Raw genomic sequence first — 18,460 nt, 5'->3', positions numbered from 1 at the left:
GGGTCTCCCCATCGATTCACCACCCCTGGTGCACCACACAGCGACAGCCGCATTCCTATGATGGGCGGACGACACCGCGGGCCGCTGCGACCAGGCAGTCCGATCACGGTGCAGATGCGGCGCAATGGTGGTGGAGGGGTCGATGACTCAGGGGGCCGGTCAGGGACCCGAGGTGCGGACGGCGACGCTGCGCGACTTCCGCGTTCCCGCGTACGTGTACGAGGGCGTCCGCGAGACCGGCATCCAGGCTGCCGAACGCGGCGACCAGGCCGCCGAACAGGAGCAGTCCGCTCCGGCACCCGCCGCAGGCCAGGGGCCCGGCCCCGCCCAGGGGCAGTTCCACGCCGGACACGCCCCGCACGCCCCTGAGGCCCCCTCCGGGGCACCGGGCGCCGTCCCGCCCCGGGTTCCCGTCCAGCCGGGCCCCGGGCGCCACGCGCACGCTCCCGAACCCCAGGCGCACCCGATGGCCCCGCCCGCCCCCGAAGCCCCGGGGCACCCCGTCCCCGCGCACACCCCCGACCAGCTGGGACATCCCATGGCCGGGCAGGCCCCCGCGGCCCCGCCGGAGGCCATGTCCGCCCCGGCCCACCCCGGCGCGGGCGACCTGCCCGACGGCTACACCCCGACCGAACGCGACCTTCCCGTCATCAATCGCGGGGACACCGTGCAGGTCGAGGTGCGCGAGATGCCCGAGCCGCCGCCCGCGCCCAGCACGGACGAGCTCGGTCCGCTCTACGTCGTGGGCGACGTCCACGGCTATCTGGACGAGCTGGTCGGGGCGCTCCAGGCGGAGGGGCTCATCGACGCCGACCTCACCTGGTGCGCGGGCAACACCCGGCTGTGGTTCCTCGGTGACTTCACCGACCGGGGGCCCGACGGCATCGGCGTCATCGACCTCGTGATGCGCCTGTCCGCCGAGGCCGCCGCCGCCGGCGGCTACTGCAAGGCGCTCATGGGCAACCACGAGCTGCTGCTCATCGGCGCCAAGCGCTTCGGCGACACCCCGGTCAACTCCGGCGCGGGCACCGCCACGTTCCAGGCCGCCTGGCTCCTGAACGGCGGGCAGAAGACCGACATGGAGCGCCTGGAGGACCACCACCTGCAGTGGATGGCCCGCCTCGACGCCATCGAGGAGGCGGACGGGCATCTGCTCGTGCACTCCGACACCACCGCGTACCTCGACTACGGCGACTCGATCGAAGAGGTCAACGACACCATCCGCGAGGCCCTCACACGCAACGACGCGGACGAATACTGGGACCTCTTCCGCAAGTTCACCAAGCGCTTCGCCTTCCGCGACGACTCCGGCCCGGCCGCCGTACGCGAACTCCTCGACGTCTACGGCGGCAGCCGCATCGTCCACGGCCACAGCCCCATCCCGTACCTCCTGGGCGAGGTCGGCTCCGAGTACGACGGGGACGACGACGGCCGCCCGGTGATCGAGGGCCCGCACGTCTACGCCGACGGCCTGGCCATCGCCATGGACGGCGGAGTGACCATGGCCGGAAAGCTACTGGTCTGTCAGTTGCCGCTGGCTAACTGAGCGTTCACCGGGCAAGGGCACGAGTAAACACGTCGTTACGGCATGTCGCTACAGGATCTCGCTGGCCAGCGGGCCAATTCTGGAAACCCCCTGTCACCGCGTGCCGTCACGGCTCTACCATCGCTCTATCCGTAGCAGGCTCCCCTCCGTTTCTGCCCGACGGCTCGTGATCCTGCGAGCCCCAAGCCCTACGGAGCATCGGGGGATGCACATGAACAGCGCTCCACACCTGCTCAATGAGGACCGCCCCGAATACGCGCGGATCCTCGATGAGGCGCTGCGCACCGCACCGAACCGCCCGGAGCTGGCCGCGGTGGGCCAGCGACTCAACCCCGAGCAGCTGCGCACGATGGCTCTCAACGCCACCGCACTGATCACGGCCGCGGCAGCGACCGAATACCGCCAATATGTGAAGGTCCGTGAGGATCTGAGGAACTCCGGACGCTCCACGCCACGATCGATCCGTGAAGGGAGCGGTTCCGGCTCCACCCCGGCCGAATCCGGTTCCGGCGGCGTCGGCCTCGCCACGATGGGCGAGGTCACCGAGACCGCCGGTGCCGGAGCGGTCGCCGTGATCGCGGTTCTCGCACCGGTCCTCGCCGGTGCGGCCGCCGCGATCTTCCTCCTCGTCGGCTACATCCTGAAGATGCTCAACCCCGAGCCCGCCTTCGCGGACACCCTGCTCACCGCCGGGTGGCTGTTCGGCGCGCTCACTGCGGGCGCCATTCTGGTCGCTGCGGTCGGCCTGCTCCTGACGGCCCTGCGCAACGGCTCCACCTCCCTCCAGGCAGGCTCGCACGACGAGCGGAACGCAGAGGTGGAACGGGCCAGGGAAGCCTGGAGCCGGGCACTCCTGGAGCGCGGCATCCTGCCGTTCCTGCGGGAGGCACTCGCGGACCCGGGCGGACCGCCCGCACCCCGGCCGCCGTCGGCGGGACCGACCGGGCGCATGCCACAACTCGGCTATCACAGGCCGGGATTCAGCAGCCCCGAGAGCGGTTCCACCACGGGCACCCGGCCGAGCTACTCCAGCCCGGACTTCTCCAGTCCGGACTACGGCGGTCCCGAGCACCGGCCCGATTGACCCGACGGACGTCATCCGGTCGCCGACAGGCGACGGGAGCGGCCCGGTCGCCGCCCGGCGACGGGGCCACTCCGGACGGGCACCGGTCCTCGCACGGGGCCGACGCGCCGGGCCCCCGCCCCGGCGCGCCAAGAGGCCGCTCCGCCCTGCCCGTACGCGGTACGGACACCTGCGCGGCGCGGGCACCTACGCGGTACGGACACCGCCGCGCGGCCACCGGCCCAGGTCGGCCGGCTCAGTCGGCGATGGGCAGATAGACCCGGTTCCCCGCCGCCGCGAACTCCGCGGACTTCTCCGCCATCCCCTGCTCGATCTCGGCCTGCGAGCTGCCGTGCTCCCTGCGGATGTCCTGGGAGATCTTCATCGAGCAGAACTTCGGCCCGCACATCGAGCAGAAGTGCGCCGTCTTCGCGGGCTCCGCGGGCAGCGTCTCGTCGTGGAACTCACGGGCCGTCACCGGGTCGAGGGCCAGGTTGAACTGGTCCTCCCAGCGGAATTCGAAGCGCGCGTCCGACAGCGCGTCGTCCCAGTCCTGCGCGCCCGGGTGCCCCTTGGCGAGGTCCGCCGCGTGCGCCGCGATCTTGTACGTGATGACGCCGGTCTTCACGTCGTCGCGGTTGGGCAGGCCGAGGTGCTCCTTCGGCGTGACGTAGCAGAGCATCGCCGTGCCCCACCAGCCGATCATCGCGGCGCCGATGCCGGAGGTGATGTGGTCGTACGCGGGCGCGATGTCGGTGGTCAGCGGGCCGAGCGTATAGAACGGCGCCTCCTCGCAGATCTCCTGCTGAAGGTCGATGTTCTCCTTGATCTTGTGCATCGGGACGTGGCCCGGGCCCTCGATCATCGTCTGCACGTCATGAGCCTTGGCGATCTTGTTCAGCTCGCCCAGGGTCTCCAGCTCGGCGAACTGGGCGCGGTCGTTGGCGTCCGCGATGGAGCCGGGCCGCAGGCCGTCCCCGAGCGAGTACGTGACGTCGTACGCCGCGAGGATCTCGCAGAGCTCCTCGAAGTGCTCGTAGAGGAAGCTCTCCTTGTGGTGCGCCAGGCACCAGGCCGCCATGATCGAGCCGCCGCGCGAGACGATGCCCGTCTTGCGGTTCGCGGTGAGCGGGACGTACGGCAGGCGGACGCCCGCGTGCACCGTCATGTAGTCCACGCCCTGCTCGGCCTGCTCGATGACCGTGTCCTTGTAGATCTCCCAGGTCAGCTCCTCGGCCTTGCCGTCGACCTTCTCCAGGGCCTGGTAGAGCGGCACGGTGCCGATGGGCACGGGGGAGTTGCGCAGGACCCACTCGCGGGTCGTGTGGATGTTGCGGCCGGTGGACAGGTCCATGACCGTGTCGGCGCCCCACTGGGTCGCCCACGTCATCTTGTCGACCTCCTCCTCGATGGAGGAGGTGACCGCGGAGTTGCCGATGTTGGCGTTGACCTTGACCAGGAACTTCTTGCCGATGATCATCGGCTCGATCTCCGGGTGGTTCACGTTGGCCGGGAGCACCGCGCGGCCCGCCGCGATCTCGTCGCGGACGACCTCGGGCGCCATGCTCTCCCGGATGGCCACGTACTCCATCTCCGGCGTGATCTCCCCGCGGCGCGCGTACGCGAGCTGCGTCACCGCCTGGCCCGCGCGGGCGCGGCGCGGCTGGCGCGGGCGGCCGGGGAAGACCGCGTCGAGGTTGCGCAGGCCGCCGCGCGGCGAGGTGTGCTTGAGGCCGTCGTCCTCGGGGCGGACCGGGCGGCCCGCGTACTCCTCCGTGTCGCCGCGGCCGATGATCCAGTTCTCCCGCAGGGGGGTGAGCCCCCGGCGTACGTCGGTGTCGATCTCCGGGTCCGTGTACGGACCCGAGGTGTCGTACAGGGTCACGGCCTTGCCGTTGGTGAGGTGCACCTGGCGGACCGGCACGCGCAGATCGGGGCGCGAGCCCTCGATGTACGCCTTGTGCCAGCCGGTGGACTTCCCGACCTCCGAAGCGTTCTGTCCGCTGGGCGCAGTCTGTCCGCTTTCGGGCTGCATGGAGGCAGGCGTGCGTGTGTCCGATGTGGTCATGAGACCTACTCCCTACGCCGGCATTACCCGGTAACAGGTTCGGCGGTCGACGCAGCGGCTTCCGTACGGTCCGATTCCCGTTCGTACGGAGGTCAGCGCCCTCTCAGCCCGGTGCTCCGAGCTCCCGCGTGTGCAAAGGTGCCTCCACGCTAGCGTCATATCGGGCGCGGTGAACAGAGGGCCCCCTCCGTTCTTGCGATGATCGGGCCGTGACCACCACAGAGCCCCCCACACCGCCGCCGTCCCCGCCGGATCCGCATGGGCACGGGCACGGGCACGGCCATGCGCACAGCCACGGCCCCGCCGCGCCCGTCTCCCGGCATCTGCGCAAGGTCATCGCCGCCGTACTGATCCCCTTCGCCACGGCCGTCCTCGTCGGCCTCGTGGTGCTCTGGCCCGGGGGCACCCCCGACCACGAGCGCACCGGCGTCGGCTTCGACCGGCAGACCCAGTCGGCCACCGTGACGAAGATGGACACGCTCCCCTGCGAGGACGTGAACGCCTCGCAGACCCCGCCCAACGGTGACACCTCCACCGCCGAGGGCCGGTCCGCGCAGTCGCGCGCCGAGGGCACCTGCAAGAAGGCCACGATCAAGGTGACCAGCGGCCCGGACAAGGGCTACACCTTCACGGAGATCGTCCAGCCCGACTCCCCCCGGCAGCTGAAGCTGGGCCAGGGCGTGGTGGTCGCCTACGAGCCCAAGGCGCCCAAGGGGCTGCAGTATTCGATCGCCGACGTGAACCGCAAGGTCCCGATGGCCCTGCTCGCGGGCATCTTCGCCCTGGCCGTCGTCGTGGTGGGACGGTTGCGCGGCGTCATGGCCCTGGTCGCCCTCGCGGTGAGCTTCCTGATCCTGACCTTCTTCATCCTGCCCGCGATCCTCCAGGGCTCGAACCCCCTGCTCGTCGCGATCGTCGGGGCCAGCGCCATCATGCTGATCGCGCTCTATATGTGCCACGGCCTGACCGCGCGCACATCGGTGGCGGTGCTCGGCACCCTGATCTCCCTCCTCCTCATCGGTCTGCTCGGTTCGCTCTTCATCGGCTGGGCCTCCCTGACCGGCAACACGGACGACAACACCGGCCTGATCCACGGCCTCTACCCGTCCATCGACATGAGCGGCCTGCTGCTCGCGGGCGTCATCATCGGCTCCCTCGGCGTGCTCGACGACGTCACCGTCACCCAGACCTCCGCGGTCTGGGAGCTGCACCAGGCCAACCCGACGATGGGCTGGCGCGGTCTGTACCGCGCGGGCATCCGCATCGGCCGCGATCACATCGCGTCGGTCGTGAACACCCTGGTCCTCGCCTACGCGGGCGCCGCGCTCCCCCTTCTGCTGCTCTTCTCCATCGCCCAGAGCAGCGTGGGCACCGTTGCCAACAGCGAGTTGGTCGCCGAGGAGATCGTCCGCACCCTGATCGGCTCGATCGGCCTCGTCGCCTCCGTCCCCGTCACGACCGCGCTCGCCGCGCTGGTCGTCTCCGCCGACCGCCCGGGTCCGGCGGTACCGGCCGCGGCACCGGGCGCCGTGGTGGGCTCCTCAGCGGGCTCCTTCCCTCCGGCGGGGCCCGGAGGACCGGGTAGCCCGGTGGGGCCCGAGGGCCCGGGCGGGCCTGACGGCTCTGGTGGGCCTGGTGGGCCTGGTGGAACGGCCGGGCCAGGGCCGGTGGGTCCCACGGGACCCGCCAGTGTCGCCTCGCCCCGCACGGGCGCCTCTCCGGCCCGGCCACGCCTCACCCGTGGCGGCACGGGCCGCCGCCGAAAACCCTGAACTCCCTCTTCGGGCCGGTCCCTCACCCTCCCCTTCGGTCACCAACCGCCCTCCGGTCACCGACCGCCTTGCGGCCGCTCACCGTCGTCCGGTCACTCCCCGTGAAAAGCACCAATCCGCCATCACGCTTCGCGCCCCGTGCGCCGGGCGGTGCTCAGCCCGCGCTCTGCTCCTCCGCGAGGATGCGGTACAGCGCCTCGTCCAGATGCGTGTCGAAGTCGGCCAGCGTCCGCTCCTGGCCCAGCGGCACCAGCTTGTCCGTCCGGTCGAGGAAGGCGAGCAGCGGCGCGATCCCCACCCTGAACAGGGCCTGGTCGCCCCCCACTTGCAGCCTGATGACCGCCTCGTCGAGCTCGTCGTGGCCGGTGGGCGCGATGTGCACATCTCCGTCGCCGCAGGCCCTGCCCACGCCGTCCACCAGCAACTCCCGCCCGAAGGCCCAGGTCACCGGGGCGTCTCCGGGCAGGTGGAAGGTCAGCCGCACCGCGTAGGGATCACACGTCTCGTACCGCAGCTCCACCGGGATCCGGAACGAGAGATCCTCCGACACAAGGAAGCTCATCATGACCTCTGCCTGGACCGACTCTCGCATCGCCGCCTACCCCGTCAGTAGCCTTCCGTGGCCAGGAACCAACTCCCTGACACTCGTGTCATCTTGCTCAACGTGCACACCAGATCACAAGGAGTGAGTTTTCAGATGCTGATAGAGAAGGCGAGTGTCCTTAGTAGCTTTCCGAGCTCGCCCTGCAGGATGTGTGCCGCGGGCATCAGCCGGTCAGCCTGACCCGACGGCACGGAGATGGCCATCGTGGCCGCCGTGGTCCCCACCGTGATCGGGATGGCGGCGCAGACCGTCCCCAGCGCGTACTCCTGGTGCTCCACCACCGGCGCCATCCGCCCCAGTGCGTCCAGCCTGCGCAGCAACGTCCGTTCGTCACAGACCGTGTTCGGTGTGAGCGACCGTACTGGGTAGCGCTCGAGATGGTCGCGCCGCGCCTCATCGTCGAGCTGCGCCAGCAGGCACTGCCCGATCGCATGGGCGTGACCGGTCTCCCGGAAGTCCGCCCACTCCTCGACGGCCGGATTGCCCGAGGTGTCGGCGATCGAGACGACCTCGATCTCGCCGTCGCGATAGATGGCGAAGTACACCGGCACGCCGATGGCATCGCGCCAGTGCGCCAGGACGTCCCCGATCATGGAGCGCCGGTTCTGCTGCGCCGCGCTGGCCCCCAGACGCTCGGCCGCCTCGCCGAGCACGAACACCCCGTGCTCCCGGCGTAGATAGCCTTCGTGCGTCAGCGTTCTGAGCAGGTGGTATGCCGTCGGGAGCGCGAGCCCCGACTCACGGGCCAACTGCTTCGCGGGCGCCCCGTCCTGGTGGGACGCGGCGGCCTCCAGCAGACGCATCGCCCGCTGCACGGAGCCGATCAGTGTGGGGCCGACGCCGGCTGGGCCGGTGTCGGGCGAAGTCGACTCCGTCGAAGCCTTGGTTGCCGAAGCGTCAGGCGCGGAAGCGCCCGGTGCGGACGCTTCGGGTGCCGGAGCTTCAGGTGCCGAAGCGGGAGTCGAGGCGTTCCCGCACGAGGTGGCTTCGCGTGCAGGGGTGTTGGCATGGGGGGAGGCGTGTGGGGGTGAGGCGTCAACCGTGGCCATGGGTCACTCCCGGTGCACATGGGGATCCACCCGTGCCGGGGATACACGGGAGGGGGCAGTGGTCCCGCCTGCGGGGGCGGCCCCGCGTCGGTTTTCGGACTCTAACCGTTGGCCACCGCTCCGGGGTCCCGCGTGGGGAAACTTCCCCCTCGGGAGGGAATCGCGTGCTACTTCACCTGTCGGTGTGCGATGGCTTTCCCCAAACGGTGCCCGATGACTTCGGGGGTCACTGCGCGAGGATTTACTGATCGGTGCGCGACGGCTTCACTAATCGGCGGGTGTGACGTGGCTGATCTCTGTGCGTCCGCTTCGCTGATCGATTGACGACGGCCTCGCTGATCGATGAGCGCGGGTTTGGTTGATCGGTGAGTGTGTGGGTTGGCTGATCGGTATGTGCGGGCTGGTTGGTCCATGGGTGACGACTTCACCGATCGGTGGGGGCGACTTGGCTGGTCGATGGGCCTGGCTTCGACGGCCGTTGGACGACGACTGCACCCGTCGGCCGCATGGCCTCAGCAGTCGGTGGGCGTGACAGCACCTGTCGGTCGGCGTACTTCGCCGGTCGATGGGCGCAGCTCCACCAGTCGGTGCGACAAGGTACCGGCAGTCGGTGCGACAAGGTCACCGGCGAGCACGACGCTTTCCCCAGGCGGCTTGCTCCGAGGTGCCCAGCCGGCCTGCCCCGAGACGCCTCGCCGATCTCCCACGAGCTCCCCCGTCGGCCCGCTGCGAAGCCCCGTCCACGCGGGACGGGCTCACCAGTCGGCGTGCGACGAGCCCCGGGACGAAGGCGAGCGGGATATGAACTTCCGCACCAGGTAGATCAGTCCGCCGACCAGGGCCACGAAGAGCAGCACCTTGAAGAGCAGGGCGAACACGAAGCCGATGACGCTCGCTATCAGCCCGCCGAACACGACCAGAGCGACGATCGGCACCGCGACCCACTTCACCCACCACGGCATACCCGCGAAGATCTCTCGCATTGCCTCGCCCTTTCCCGTTTCTCCATCACTGCGTTCAGTTCTCCGCCGCTGGGCGGATTCCTTGTGTCTCGCATTCGATGCTAGGACGGAAAGAGCCCGTTCGGGGCCGCGAGATCCCTTGTCCGCCCCTGACTCGTCCCCTAGGGAACCCCGGGGTTCAGACCCTGATCCAGCCCCTGCCCCTGGCCCGCGCGCCCATGCCTCCCCAGGCCCCACGGCCTGACAGCCTGCGGACCGGAGGCCGAGCCGCCCCACTCCTTGAGGCCGACAGCCCGGCGACCGGGCGGATCCCACGCCGTCGGCCCGAGCCCGGAGAGACGTAGCTCACCTCCCGGGCGGTGAGAACACGCGGGTCAGCACTCCGGCGGTGAGAACACGCGGGTCACCGCTCCGGCGGCGAGAACACGACGAGAACCCTCAGGTCCTCGGTGATGTGGTGGAACTTGTGCGGCACCCCGGCCGGGACGTACACCACGCTGCCGCGCGCGACCGCCGTCGTCTCCATGCCCACCGTGATCGACGCACGGCCGCTGACGATCATGTACACCTCGTCCTGGCGGTGGGGCTGCTGCGGGTCGGTCTCCCCGGCGTCCAGCGCGTAGAGCCCGACCGACATGTTCCGCTCCCGCAGAAACTGCAGATACGCGCCGTCGTTCGCGGCTCGCTCCGCTTCCAGCTCGTCCAGTCGGAATGCCTTCATCGCTCTTGTGCGCCCCTTGCCCCAGGTCGTGGACCGACCGCTGTCTACGTACGTCTGCCACGATCAGACACATGAAGAATTTCGTAGTCAAGACGATCGCCAACGCGGTGGCCCTGGCCGTCGCGGTCTGGCTGCTCGACAAGATCACGCTCACTGGCGACAGCACGGGCGGGAAGGCGCTCACGCTGCTCGTCGTCGCACTGCTCTTCGGCTTGGTGAACTTCCTGGTCAAGCCCGTCGTACAGGTGCTCACCTTCCCGCTGTTCGTGCTGACGCTCGGCCTGATCACCCTGGTGGTCAACGCCTTGATGCTGCTGCTGACGTCGTGGCTCTCCGACAAACTGGATGTCAGTTTCCACGTCGAGGGCTTCTGGACCGCTGTGTTCGGTGGCCTGATCATTTCGATCGTCTCCTGGGCGCTGAACGTCGCCCTGCCCGACCACAAGGACTGACCCGACCGATGCCCTCCGCCGCCCCGTCGTCCCGCCCCGCCGCCACGCCGTTCGGCGTCTGCTTCGTGTGCACCGGCAACATCTGCCGCTCGCCCATGGCCGAGTCGGTCTTCCGCGCCCTGGTGCGCGACGCGGGCCTCGAAGGCCTCGTCCTGGTGGACAGCGCGGGCACCGACGGCTGGCACGAAGGGGACGCGGCCGATCCGCGTACCGTCGCCGTCCTGGCGTCGGCGGGCTTCGACACCACGCACGTGGCCCGGCAGTTCCGGGAGGACTGGTTCGCGCGGCTCGACCTCGTGGTCGCGCTCGACCGCGGCCACGAGCGCGCCCTGCGCCGACTGGCGCGGACTCCGCAGGACGCGGACAAGGTGCGGCTGCTGCGCTCGTTCGATCCCTCGGCCGAAGCCGTAGGTGACCTCGACGTTCCTGATCCGTACTACGGGGACTTCGTGGGCTTCGAGGAGTGCCTGAAGATGGTCGAAGCGGCGTGCGAGGGTCTGCTCGACGTCGTACGGGAAGCGGTGGAAGGGCGGCCGGCATGACGGAATCGGAGCGGATACGCGCGGCGGACGCGGGCACCGCGGCGGCCACGGGCTCCGGTGAGGGCACGGCTCCATCGCCAACACCGGCCCCGGGCTCCAGCGACGGCACGACTCCTTCGCCGACGACGGCCACGGGTGACACGGGCTCCCCTCCAGCGGCGAGCCCCACCGCCGCACCCGGCCGTGCGCGACCGCTGGGTACGGGCGACGGCACGCGCGCCGTGCGCGCCGGGCTCCCCGAGCCCGTGAAGCACGAGCCGACACTGCCGGGCCCCGTCTTCGCCGCGCACTTCCATCTGCCCGGTGACCCCACGGGTCCGTACACCTACGGCCGCGACGAGAACCCGACCTGGACGCTCCTGGAGCGAGCCATCGGGCAGCTCGAGGCCCCGGACGACGCGAACGGCGTCGTGGAGACGCTGGTCTTCGCCTCCGGCATTGCCGCGATCTCCGCGGTGCTCTTCTCCCAGCTGCGCACCGGCGACGCCGTGGTGCTGCCGAGCGACGGCTATCAGGCGCTGCCGCTGGTCCGTGAGCAGCTCACCGCGTACGGCATCGAGGTCCGCACCGCGCCCACGGCCGACGACGCGCAGCTGGACGTGCTCGACGGCGCCCGGCTGCTGTGGCTGGAGACCCCGTCGAACCCCGGCCTCGACGTCTGCGACGTCCGTCGGCTCGTCGACGCGGCACACGCGCGTGGGGCCCTGGTCGCCGTCGACAACACCCTCGCCACCCCGCTCGGCCAGCGCCCGCTCGACCTCGGTGCCGACTTCTCCGTGGCCAGCGGCACCAAGCAGCTCACCGGCCACGGCGACCTCCTGCTCGGCTACGTGACCTGCCGTGATGCCGAGCCCGCGGCCGCCGTGCGGCGCTGGCGCAAGATCGTCGGTGCCATTCCGGGGCCCATGGAGGCCTGGCTGGCGCACCGCTCGCTCGCCACGCTCCAGCTGCGCGTCGACCGGCAGAACGCGAACGCCCTGGCTGTCGCCGAGGCGCTGCGCGGCCGCGCCGACGTGACCGGCCTGCGCTACCCGGGCCTGCCCGACGACCCCTCGCACAAGATCGCGGCCCGGCAGATGCGGCGCTTCGGGTGTGTGGTCTCGTTCGTGCTGCCCTCACGCGCGCGTGCGGACCGCTTCCTCGACGCACTGCGGCTCGTGGACGACGCGACGAGCTTCGGAGGCGTGCGTTCCACCGCCGAGCGGCGTGGCCGCTGGGGCGGGGACGCCGTTCCGGAAGGGTTCATCCGCTTCTCGGCCGGTGCTGAGGACGCCGAGGACCTGGTGGCCGATGTGCTGCGCGCGCTGGACGAGACGGCGGTCTGAGCTCCGCCACCGCCCGACCAGGGCCTTTCCCGTACTCGGCCTCCGGCGCGGACGTACCGGGCTACGCACATCGGACGGTCCGAGCCTCCCCCCTCGTGGCTCGGACCGCCCTCGGTTCTGCGCGCGAAGAACCGCGCGAACAAGGCTAGTTGACTCTGTGTCAGTGTCCAATCACAGTAGCGACAGCAACCTATCGACAAATTTATAGTTGTGCTGCGCCGGGGGCCGACAGGGAGGAGAGGGTGAGATCATGGATCTGGCCCTGTTGCGCACATTCGTCACGGTGCACCGAGCCGGCTCGTTCACCCGTGCCGCCGCCCTCCTCGGTCTGTCCCAGCCCGCCGTGACCTCGCAGATCCGCACCCTGGAGCGCCAGCTGGGCCGCCCGCTCTTTCTGCGCCAAGCCCGAGGCGTCACCCCGACGACCATCGGCGACGAGCTCGCCCACAAGGCCGCCCCGCACCTCGACGCGCTGGTGGAGATCGCCGAGGCCGGGCTCGACGAGGACTCGTCGATTCGCACCCTGCACCTTGCGGGACCACCCGAGTTCACGGCGGAGCGGGCCCTTCCGACCCTCACCGCGCTGACCGGGGCCGACGGTCAGGGCTTCGCCCTGCGCGCGTCGTTCGGCAACGCCGAGGAGGTCCTGGAGGGGCTCGCCGCCGGACACCACGACCTGGCCATCACCGCTGCCCGCCCCCGTGGCGCTCTGCTCACCGCGACACCGCTCTGCGACGAGGAACACGTCCTGGTCGCGGCACCGCGCTGGGCCGCCCTGATCGGCCCCGGCAAACTGCGCCGCAAGGGCGCCCTGACGGTCGAGAACCTGCCGGTCGTGGAAGTCCACGAGTCGCTGCCGCTCGTCTCCCGCTACTGGGCCGCCGTCTTCGACTCCCGCCCGGCCACGTCGGGCGCCGTCATCGTGCCGGATCTGCGGGCCGTTCTGGCCTGTGTGATCCAGGGCGCAGGGCTCGCCGTCCTGCCCCGCTATCTGTGCACGCCCGCCCTGGAGCGGTGCGAGGTCGTGGCGCTGCTCGACCCCGCGGTGCCCCCGCTGCGGACGTACTTCCTCGTCGTACGCACCGGCACACTCGCCATGCCGCACATCGCGCGGGCGCACGAGTGGCTACTGCGCGCTGCGGTCGACTGGACATAAGGCGAGCCCCGACTGGTTCGCGATGTTTCACGTGGAACAGTCCGGGCCACATTTCTCCCATGACCGTCCGACCAGTGGTCAAGCGCACCGCACGTGCCGTCCTTCTGGACGGGAACCATCTGATCCTCATCAAGCGGACCAAGCCCGGCGTGGATCCGTACTGGGTCACCCCCGGTGGCGGGGTGGAGGCCGAGGACGCGACGGTGGTCGACGCGCTCCACCGCGAGGTGCACGAGGAACTGGGCGCCAAGATCACTGATGTGGTGCCGTGCTTCGTGGACACGGTCGAGCACATCGGCGAGGACGGTGGCGCCACCGGCGTGAAGGTGCAGCACTTCTTCGTCTGCCGTCTGGAATCCATGGACCCGGGCCAGCGGCACGGTCCCGAAGTCGAGGAGCCGAGCGGCGAGTACGAGATCGTCCGGGTGCCGTTCACCCGTGTCGGCATCGCCTCGGTCCACCTCGTGCCGCTGTCGCTACGGCACTATCTGGACGGCAACATCGAGGGCGTACGCGCGATGCACGCGCCTGACCTGGGCTGAACGCTCCTGGCAAGGGGCTTTGGCGCCGTCCTTGGTGCCGTCTTTGGCACCGTGGTGGTCATCCGCCCTGTTCAACAGCCGCTGTTCAACAGCCGCCCACGGCGGTCAGCCGCCCGCGGCGACCAGTTCCTCCACCGCGTCGTGCCTGATCCGGCCCTCCGGTATGCCCACCTCCCGCAGCGCGTCGACACCACTGCGGATCATTCCGGGCGGGCCTGACAGATACGCGTCGTACTCGTTCCATGGGCCGTACTCGCGCACCGCGTCCGGCAGTTGCGCGCGGGTGTCGACGACAGGGCGGACGGCCAGCCAGGGGTGCGTCTGCTGGAGCCGCAGCATGGTGTCGATGTCGTACAGGTCGTGGCTGGTGCGGGCGCCGTAGAAGACTTCGACGGGACGCCGTCTGCCGTGCTCGGCGACGTCCTCCACGAGGGCTTTGATGGGGGCGATGCCGGTTCCGCCGCCGAGACAGAGCAACCCGCTGTCCGTGCTGTGGTCGACGGTCATGGAGCCCGACGGCGGCCCGAGCCGGAGTACGTCGCCGGGGCGCGCGTGGTGCACCAGCGCGTTGGAGACCCAGCCTGCCGGGACCGCCTTGACGTGGAAGGAGAGCAGCCCGTCGGAGCGCGGCGCCGAAGCGAAGGAGTAGTGCCGCCAGATGCGCGGCCACCACGGCGTCTCCAGGCTCGTGTACTGCCCGGCGAGGAAGGGGTAGGGCTGGTCCGGGCGGACGGTGATGACGGCGATGTCGGACGTCCGCAGGTCGTGCGCGACCACCTCGGCGTACCACCAAGCCGGTGCGCGCAGCTCGTCCTCGGCCGCCGCGTCGATCATCACCTGGGAGATCGTCGTGTACGTACGGACCCACGCGGCCTCGGTGTCGTCGTCCCAGACCGCGCTCGCGTACCGGCTCAGCGCCCCGATCAGACACTCCCCGACGGCCGGGTAGTGCTCGGACTGGGTGCCGTACTTGCGATGCCCGCGACCGAGGTTGCGCAGGTAGTCGACGAGGACGTCGGCCTGGTCGATGTGCTCTGCGGCGGTCAGCAGGGCCGTCAGAAGCCGGTCGCGCTGGGTGTCCATCGCCGCGGGGAACAGCGCGCGCAGGTCGGGGTGGCGGGTGAAGAGCAGCGCGTAGAAGTACGAGGTGACCTTGTCGGCGATGGGGGCGATTTCGGCCATGGTGCGCTGGACCAGAACGGCGTCGGGGGACGGTGCTGGCCCGGGAGGGGCCTTGGGGAGGTCGGGGTGGGCTTGAGCACCGGCTTCGGGGGACGCGCTTGCTGCGGCCGCAGCGTTGCTTTCCGGGCCCGTGCCCCCTGTGGTCGGGGCGTCGCCTCTGCCGTCTGTGGTCGGAGCGCCGAGTTCCGCGCCCGCGCTCTCCGCGGTCGGAACGTCGGCTTCGGGAGCCACGCTTCCTGCGGCCGGAGCGCTGTCTTCCGGGCCCGCGTCCTCCGTAGCCACCTCGTGCTCGGCAGCCGGAGCTGTGGCCACGGCGTCGGGCACCGGAGGCCTGGCGCCGTCTTCGGGAGCCGGAAGCGTCGCCGTGCCGCCGCCCGTCGTGGCAACCCCGGTGCTCCCGGCGCTGGTTGGCGTGCGCCCTGCCACCGTCCACCACGAAGTCTCAGTAGCCGTACGGAAGGACGCGTCGGGCGGGGGCTCCTGGGTGGCTTCCGCCGATTTCGGGCCCGGCTCAGGTTTCGGCTCCGGCACGGCGGACCGGGCAGGCGGTATTCGCCCCGCCTCGGCTTCGGCGGGCCCGGCGGCCGGTCTGCCGAGAGGCCGTATGGTCGCTACGCGGCGTCCCTCGGGCACTTGGCGGCGCGTGCGCTCAAGGCCCTCCGGCCCCTCATGGCCCGGCTCGGCAGGCTCCGCGCTGCCCGCGCCCTCGTCGGCGGCAGTCGCCTCCTGAGGCCGCTCAGGCGGCCTCCGCGGCGTGAACCAGTTGCTGCCGTGCCCGGAAGTGCCGTTGCCCGCCGACGTGGTGGTCGGAGCGTCCATGCTGTGCCTCGCCTCGAACATCTCTCAGTCGGTCCGCGCACTTCCTCGCCGGAAGGTGCCTGCTTTCCCGCCTTGCCTCGGCAACCCATGTTGATCACATTGAACCCTGACGCCCCACGCTTTACGGACAAGCAGGGAAAGATGTGACATTGGCCGCAGTCACCTCTCCCGCAGCATCGCATCCACGCCCGTCGCGCGGGGCCCTTAGCCGGAAGAACGGGTCGTCGATCTCTTTACCCCGTTAAACTTTGCTGATCCGTGCGCGCCTCCAGGGGTGCGTCGCCCGCGCACCCGGCGCGCACCGAATCCCGTCCGGCTTGAACCGGACTCGACCATACCGGCACCCGTCGAACACACAAGTGCCCTTCTTTCATTTGGAATTCCGGGGTCCACCCTCTCCGACCGCTTCCCTCGCCGAAGCGCGCACCAATGCGTACGCCTGCCGAAGATCCCGCCCGACGTAGGAGTGAGTGGCCAGGTCGACCAGCCGCGCATCCGCGTTGACCGCGACCGAAACCGGCACCGCGGCGAACAGATCCAGGTCGGAGAGCGAGTCGCCATAGGCAACGCAGTCGGCCGGGTCCACGCCGAACTCTTCACAGAGCCGGTTCGCGACCTTCACCTTGGCCGCCGCGTTGAGGATGCCCGTGGGGTCCACGGGCTCGCGGAACGGCACCGAGGGGAAGCGGGAGCCGAGCGCGGCATGGGCGCCCCAGCCGAGCAGCCGCTCGACGAAGAACGAGGGCGAGAGCGAGACCACGGCGCAATAGTCGCCGTTCGCCCGGATCTCGGCCCAGGTGTCCTGGATGCCGGACAACCAGGGCGCACCGTCGAAGGCCGTCCCCACCTGGGCATCCGTGAGATCCGCCCACAGCCCGTGGACCCGTACTCCGTACTGAGCCGAATCGATACGACCCGAGACGAAATCCCGTTCAAGTGCGGCTATTTCTTGTTCCAGCCCCAGTTGCCGGGAAATCTCCACGGGTGCCGCTGTGCCGTACAGCAGCGTTCCGTCCAGGTCGAAGAGGTGTAGACGTGCCATGTACGCCGAGGCTAGTACCCGCGGTTACTCCCGCTGTCAGACGCCGTGGTCCGGCGCTCCCGGCACGGTGTTTCACGTGAAACTACGTCGCCCCGCACGCCGGGCCACCCTCGTTGTCCATGTCACCGCCTCGGCGGGCTGGCTCGGGCTCACCCTCGGGCTGCTCGCGCTCGCCACGGCCGCGATCACCACCGACTCCCACCCGACCATTGAGGCCTCCGTCCGTGCGATGAAGGTCTTCACGGACTGGCTCGTCCTCCCCCTGGCACTCCTCACCCTGCTGAGCGGCCTGCTGCTCTCACTCGGTACGTCTTGGGGGCTCGCCCGGCATCGCTGGGTGTACACGAAGTTCTGGCTGACGCTGGCGACTACGGCCGCGTCGACCTTCGCGCTACGGCCAGGGGTCAACGAAGCGGTCGCGACCGTGTCTGCGGGGGACGGCCTGGCCAGTTCGACCGACCTCATCATGGGACCGATCGTCTCCCTCAGCGCTTACCTGTTCATGACGGTCATCTCCGTGCTCAAGCCCTGGGGGCTGACCCGGCGGGGCCGCCACCTGCGCGCCGCTCACCAGCGTGGTCAGAGGAAACTTGGCGAAAAGCAGCGTGCTTCTCCCCACAAAGAGGTGGACGCCGAGGTCATGCGTCAGACAGCCTGACCCGCGTGTCGACACCTTCCCTCTCCGCACTGCCCATCCGCAGGCTCACGCCCCGCGACCTCACTGCCTGTGCCGATCTGTCCGAAGACCGCGGCTGGCCCCGCGAGGAACACAAATGGGGGCTGCTGCTCTCGGCCGGGACGGGCTACGGCATCGACGACCCCGACGGCTCCGGCCTCATCGCCGCGTGCGTCGTGACGCAGTACGGACCGTACGAGAACCCAGGACTGTCGGCGATCGGCATGGTGCTGGTCGCCGAACGGCACGCCCGCAAGGGCATCGGCCGCCATCTGATGCGCTCCGTCATCGAGGGCGCGGGCACCACCCCGCTGACCCTGCACGCGACGCCCAACGGCCGCCCGCTCTACGAAGAGCTCGGCTTCAAGACGACCGGCCGCGCCGAAATGGTCCGCGGCCGCTTCGCCGTCGACGGCTCGGACGCGCAGGTGCCGGGCATCTCCACCCGGGCGGCGACCGCGGAGGACCTGCCCACCCTGGTCCGGCTCGACACGGAGGTCTTCGGCCTCGACCGGACCCACATCATCACCCGCCTCCCTGCCTTCACCGATCAGCTGCGCGTTGCGGAGGCGGACGGCGAGATCATCGGCTACGCGGGGGCCTGGCCGAACATGGAGACCCACGTCGTCGGCCCGCTGATCGCCCGGGACACGGACACGGCCAAGGCGCTCATCGCCTCGCTCGGCGCCCGCACCGACCGCCCGCTGCGCACGGACATCGACGTCCGCCACGAGGAACTGATTGCGTGGGTGAAGGCGCACGGGCTGGAGTCCATCGCCTTCAACTCCGTGATGACGTACGGCATCCCGGAGCTGCTCGGGGACTGGACGCGCCGGTTCGCCCCGCTGACGGTGGCGGCGGGCTGAGCGCGTAGGACCGCTTCCACGCCGAAGCCCGCCCTCACGTGCCGTGACTCTTCCGGCAGTGAGGGCGGGCTTT

At 70.2% G+C, this 18,460-nt stretch carries 17 protein-coding genes; 10 read left to right on the top strand and 7 right to left on the bottom strand.

Features of this window, described 5'->3' with window-relative positions; genetic code table 11:
- Positions 1-127: 127 nt before the first annotated feature.
- Entirely contained in the window at positions 128-1,546 is a 1,419-nt protein-coding gene (locus tag AC5WAM_RS21020) for a metallophosphoesterase (RefSeq protein WP_495523619.1), read from the top strand.
- Positions 1,547-1,751: 205 nt separating this feature from the next.
- The gene (locus tag AC5WAM_RS21015; RefSeq protein ID WP_366790821.1) at positions 1,752-2,630 is read left to right on the top strand and encodes a hypothetical protein; all 879 of its coding nucleotides are present in this window, start codon (positions 1,752-1,754) and stop codon (positions 2,628-2,630) included.
- A gap of 235 nt (positions 2,631-2,865) precedes the next feature.
- Here the strand turns inward: AC5WAM_RS21015 and thiC are convergent, their stop codons facing one another.
- Positions 2,866-4,677, bottom strand: coding sequence for a phosphomethylpyrimidine synthase ThiC (gene thiC, locus AC5WAM_RS21010; protein ID WP_495518471.1), 1,812 nt, complete (start codon positions 4,675-4,677; stop codon positions 2,866-2,868).
- Positions 4,678-4,886: 209 nt separating this feature from the next.
- On the opposite strand from thiC, the gene AC5WAM_RS21005 reads away from it, so the two are divergent.
- Positions 4,887-6,449 (top strand): YibE/F family protein, encoded by a 1,563-nt coding sequence (locus tag AC5WAM_RS21005; RefSeq protein ID WP_495518470.1) that lies wholly within the window; start codon positions 4,887-4,889, stop codon positions 6,447-6,449.
- Between the two features lie 154 nt (positions 6,450-6,603).
- On the opposite strand, the gene AC5WAM_RS21000 is transcribed toward AC5WAM_RS21005, so the two are convergent.
- The 4 genes from AC5WAM_RS21000 to AC5WAM_RS20985 all read right to left on the bottom strand — a co-directional run bounded on the left by AC5WAM_RS21000 (position 6,604) and on the right by AC5WAM_RS20985 (position 9,785).
- On the bottom strand, positions 6,604-7,041 hold the full coding sequence (locus AC5WAM_RS21000) for an SsgA family sporulation/cell division regulator (RefSeq protein ID WP_172382886.1): 438 nt from the start codon (positions 7,039-7,041) through the stop codon (positions 6,604-6,606).
- 101 nt (positions 7,042-7,142) lie between these two features.
- Positions 7,143-7,880: an IclR family transcriptional regulator gene (locus tag AC5WAM_RS20995; RefSeq protein WP_366790948.1), complete on the bottom strand. Its 738-nt coding sequence runs from the start codon at positions 7,878-7,880 to the stop codon at positions 7,143-7,145.
- A gap of 977 nt (positions 7,881-8,857) precedes the next feature.
- Positions 8,858-9,085 carry a DUF5326 family protein gene (locus tag AC5WAM_RS20990; protein ID WP_138960661.1) on the bottom strand — a complete coding sequence of 76 codons (228 nt, stop codon included), beginning with the start codon at positions 9,083-9,085 and terminating at the stop codon, positions 8,858-8,860.
- Positions 9,086-9,467: 382 nt separating this feature from the next.
- On the bottom strand, positions 9,468-9,785 hold the full coding sequence (locus tag AC5WAM_RS20985; RefSeq protein ID WP_144319868.1) for a cupin domain-containing protein: 318 nt from the start codon (positions 9,783-9,785) through the stop codon (positions 9,468-9,470).
- 71 nt (positions 9,786-9,856) lie between these two features.
- Here AC5WAM_RS20985 and AC5WAM_RS20980 point away from each other — a divergent pair, with 71 nt between their 5' ends.
- The 5 genes from AC5WAM_RS20980 (at position 9,857) to AC5WAM_RS20960 (ending at position 13,802) form a co-directional block, all read left to right on the top strand.
- Positions 9,857-10,237, top strand: a complete 381-nt coding sequence (locus AC5WAM_RS20980) for a phage holin family protein (RefSeq protein WP_138960663.1) — start codon at positions 9,857-9,859, stop codon at positions 10,235-10,237.
- An 8-nt stretch (positions 10,238-10,245) separates the two neighbouring features.
- Entirely contained in the window at positions 10,246-10,779 is a 534-nt protein-coding gene (locus AC5WAM_RS20975; protein ID WP_495518469.1) for a low molecular weight protein-tyrosine-phosphatase, read from the top strand.
- Complete coding sequence (locus AC5WAM_RS20970; protein WP_495518468.1) at positions 10,776-12,104, top strand: cystathionine gamma-lyase; 1,329 nt, start codon at positions 10,776-10,778, stop codon at positions 12,102-12,104. Before AC5WAM_RS20975 ends, AC5WAM_RS20970 begins: the two co-directional genes overlap by 4 nt.
- Positions 12,105-12,354: 250 nt before the next feature.
- Entirely contained in the window at positions 12,355-13,260 is a 906-nt protein-coding gene (locus AC5WAM_RS20965) for a LysR family transcriptional regulator (RefSeq protein WP_366790816.1), read from the top strand.
- 59 nt (positions 13,261-13,319) lie between these two features.
- Positions 13,320-13,802, top strand: coding sequence for an NUDIX domain-containing protein (locus tag AC5WAM_RS20960; RefSeq protein ID WP_138960666.1), 483 nt, complete (start codon positions 13,320-13,322; stop codon positions 13,800-13,802).
- 105 nt (positions 13,803-13,907) lie between these two features.
- Here the strand turns inward: AC5WAM_RS20960 and AC5WAM_RS20955 are convergent, their stop codons facing one another.
- Both AC5WAM_RS20955 and AC5WAM_RS20950 read right to left on the bottom strand, forming a co-directional pair.
- Positions 13,908-15,824 carry a globin domain-containing protein gene (locus AC5WAM_RS20955; protein WP_495518467.1) on the bottom strand — a complete coding sequence of 639 codons (1,917 nt, stop codon included), beginning with the start codon at positions 15,822-15,824 and terminating at the stop codon, positions 13,908-13,910.
- Positions 15,825-16,173: 349 nt separating this feature from the next.
- On the bottom strand, positions 16,174-16,845 hold the full coding sequence (locus AC5WAM_RS20950; protein ID WP_495518466.1) for an HAD family hydrolase: 672 nt from the start codon (positions 16,843-16,845) through the stop codon (positions 16,174-16,176).
- A gap of 76 nt (positions 16,846-16,921) precedes the next feature.
- Between AC5WAM_RS20950 and AC5WAM_RS20945 the strand changes: the two genes are divergently transcribed.
- Together AC5WAM_RS20945 and AC5WAM_RS20940 are read left to right on the top strand one after the other, a co-directional pair.
- Entirely contained in the window at positions 16,922-17,503 is a 582-nt protein-coding gene (locus AC5WAM_RS20945; protein WP_495523618.1) for a DUF2269 domain-containing protein, read from the top strand.
- A 5-nt stretch (positions 17,504-17,508) separates the two neighbouring features.
- Positions 17,509-18,387, top strand: coding sequence for a GNAT family N-acetyltransferase (locus AC5WAM_RS20940; RefSeq protein ID WP_495518465.1), 879 nt, complete (start codon positions 17,509-17,511; stop codon positions 18,385-18,387).
- Positions 18,388-18,460 lie beyond the last annotated feature (73 nt).

Source organism: Streptomyces sp. JLYT201 (genome assembly GCF_059448825.1).
This window is presented reverse-complemented; position numbering and strand designations above follow the sequence as displayed.

What these genes read in the sequence shown, in the direction of transcription:
- AC5WAM_RS21015 (WP_366790821.1), top strand. Translation starts at nt 1,752, where the DNA reads ATGCACATGAACAGCGCTCCACACCTGCTCAATGAGGACCGCCCCGAA.
- thiC (WP_495518471.1), bottom strand. Translation starts at nt 4,677, where the DNA reads ATGACCACATCGGACACACGCACGCCTGCCTCCATGCAGCCCGAAAGC.
- AC5WAM_RS21000 (WP_172382886.1), bottom strand. Translation starts at nt 7,041, where the DNA reads ATGCGAGAGTCGGTCCAGGCAGAGGTCATGATGAGCTTCCTTGTGTCG.
- AC5WAM_RS20990 (WP_138960661.1), bottom strand. Translation starts at nt 9,085, where the DNA reads ATGCGAGAGATCTTCGCGGGTATGCCGTGGTGGGTGAAGTGGGTCGCG.
- AC5WAM_RS20985 (WP_144319868.1), bottom strand. Translation starts at nt 9,785, where the DNA reads ATGAAGGCATTCCGACTGGACGAGCTGGAAGCGGAGCGAGCCGCGAAC.
- AC5WAM_RS20980 (WP_138960663.1), top strand. Translation starts at nt 9,857, where the DNA reads ATGAAGAATTTCGTAGTCAAGACGATCGCCAACGCGGTGGCCCTGGCC.
- AC5WAM_RS20975 (WP_495518469.1), top strand. Translation starts at nt 10,246, where the DNA reads ATGCCCTCCGCCGCCCCGTCGTCCCGCCCCGCCGCCACGCCGTTCGGC.
- AC5WAM_RS20970 (WP_495518468.1), top strand. Translation starts at nt 10,776, where the DNA reads ATGACGGAATCGGAGCGGATACGCGCGGCGGACGCGGGCACCGCGGCG.
- AC5WAM_RS20965 (WP_366790816.1), top strand. Translation starts at nt 12,355, where the DNA reads ATGGATCTGGCCCTGTTGCGCACATTCGTCACGGTGCACCGAGCCGGC.
- AC5WAM_RS20960 (WP_138960666.1), top strand. Translation starts at nt 13,320, where the DNA reads ATGACCGTCCGACCAGTGGTCAAGCGCACCGCACGTGCCGTCCTTCTG.
- AC5WAM_RS20955 (WP_495518467.1), bottom strand. Translation starts at nt 15,824, where the DNA reads ATGTTCGAGGCGAGGCACAGCATGGACGCTCCGACCACCACGTCGGCG.
- AC5WAM_RS20950 (WP_495518466.1), bottom strand. Translation starts at nt 16,845, where the DNA reads ATGGCACGTCTACACCTCTTCGACCTGGACGGAACGCTGCTGTACGGC.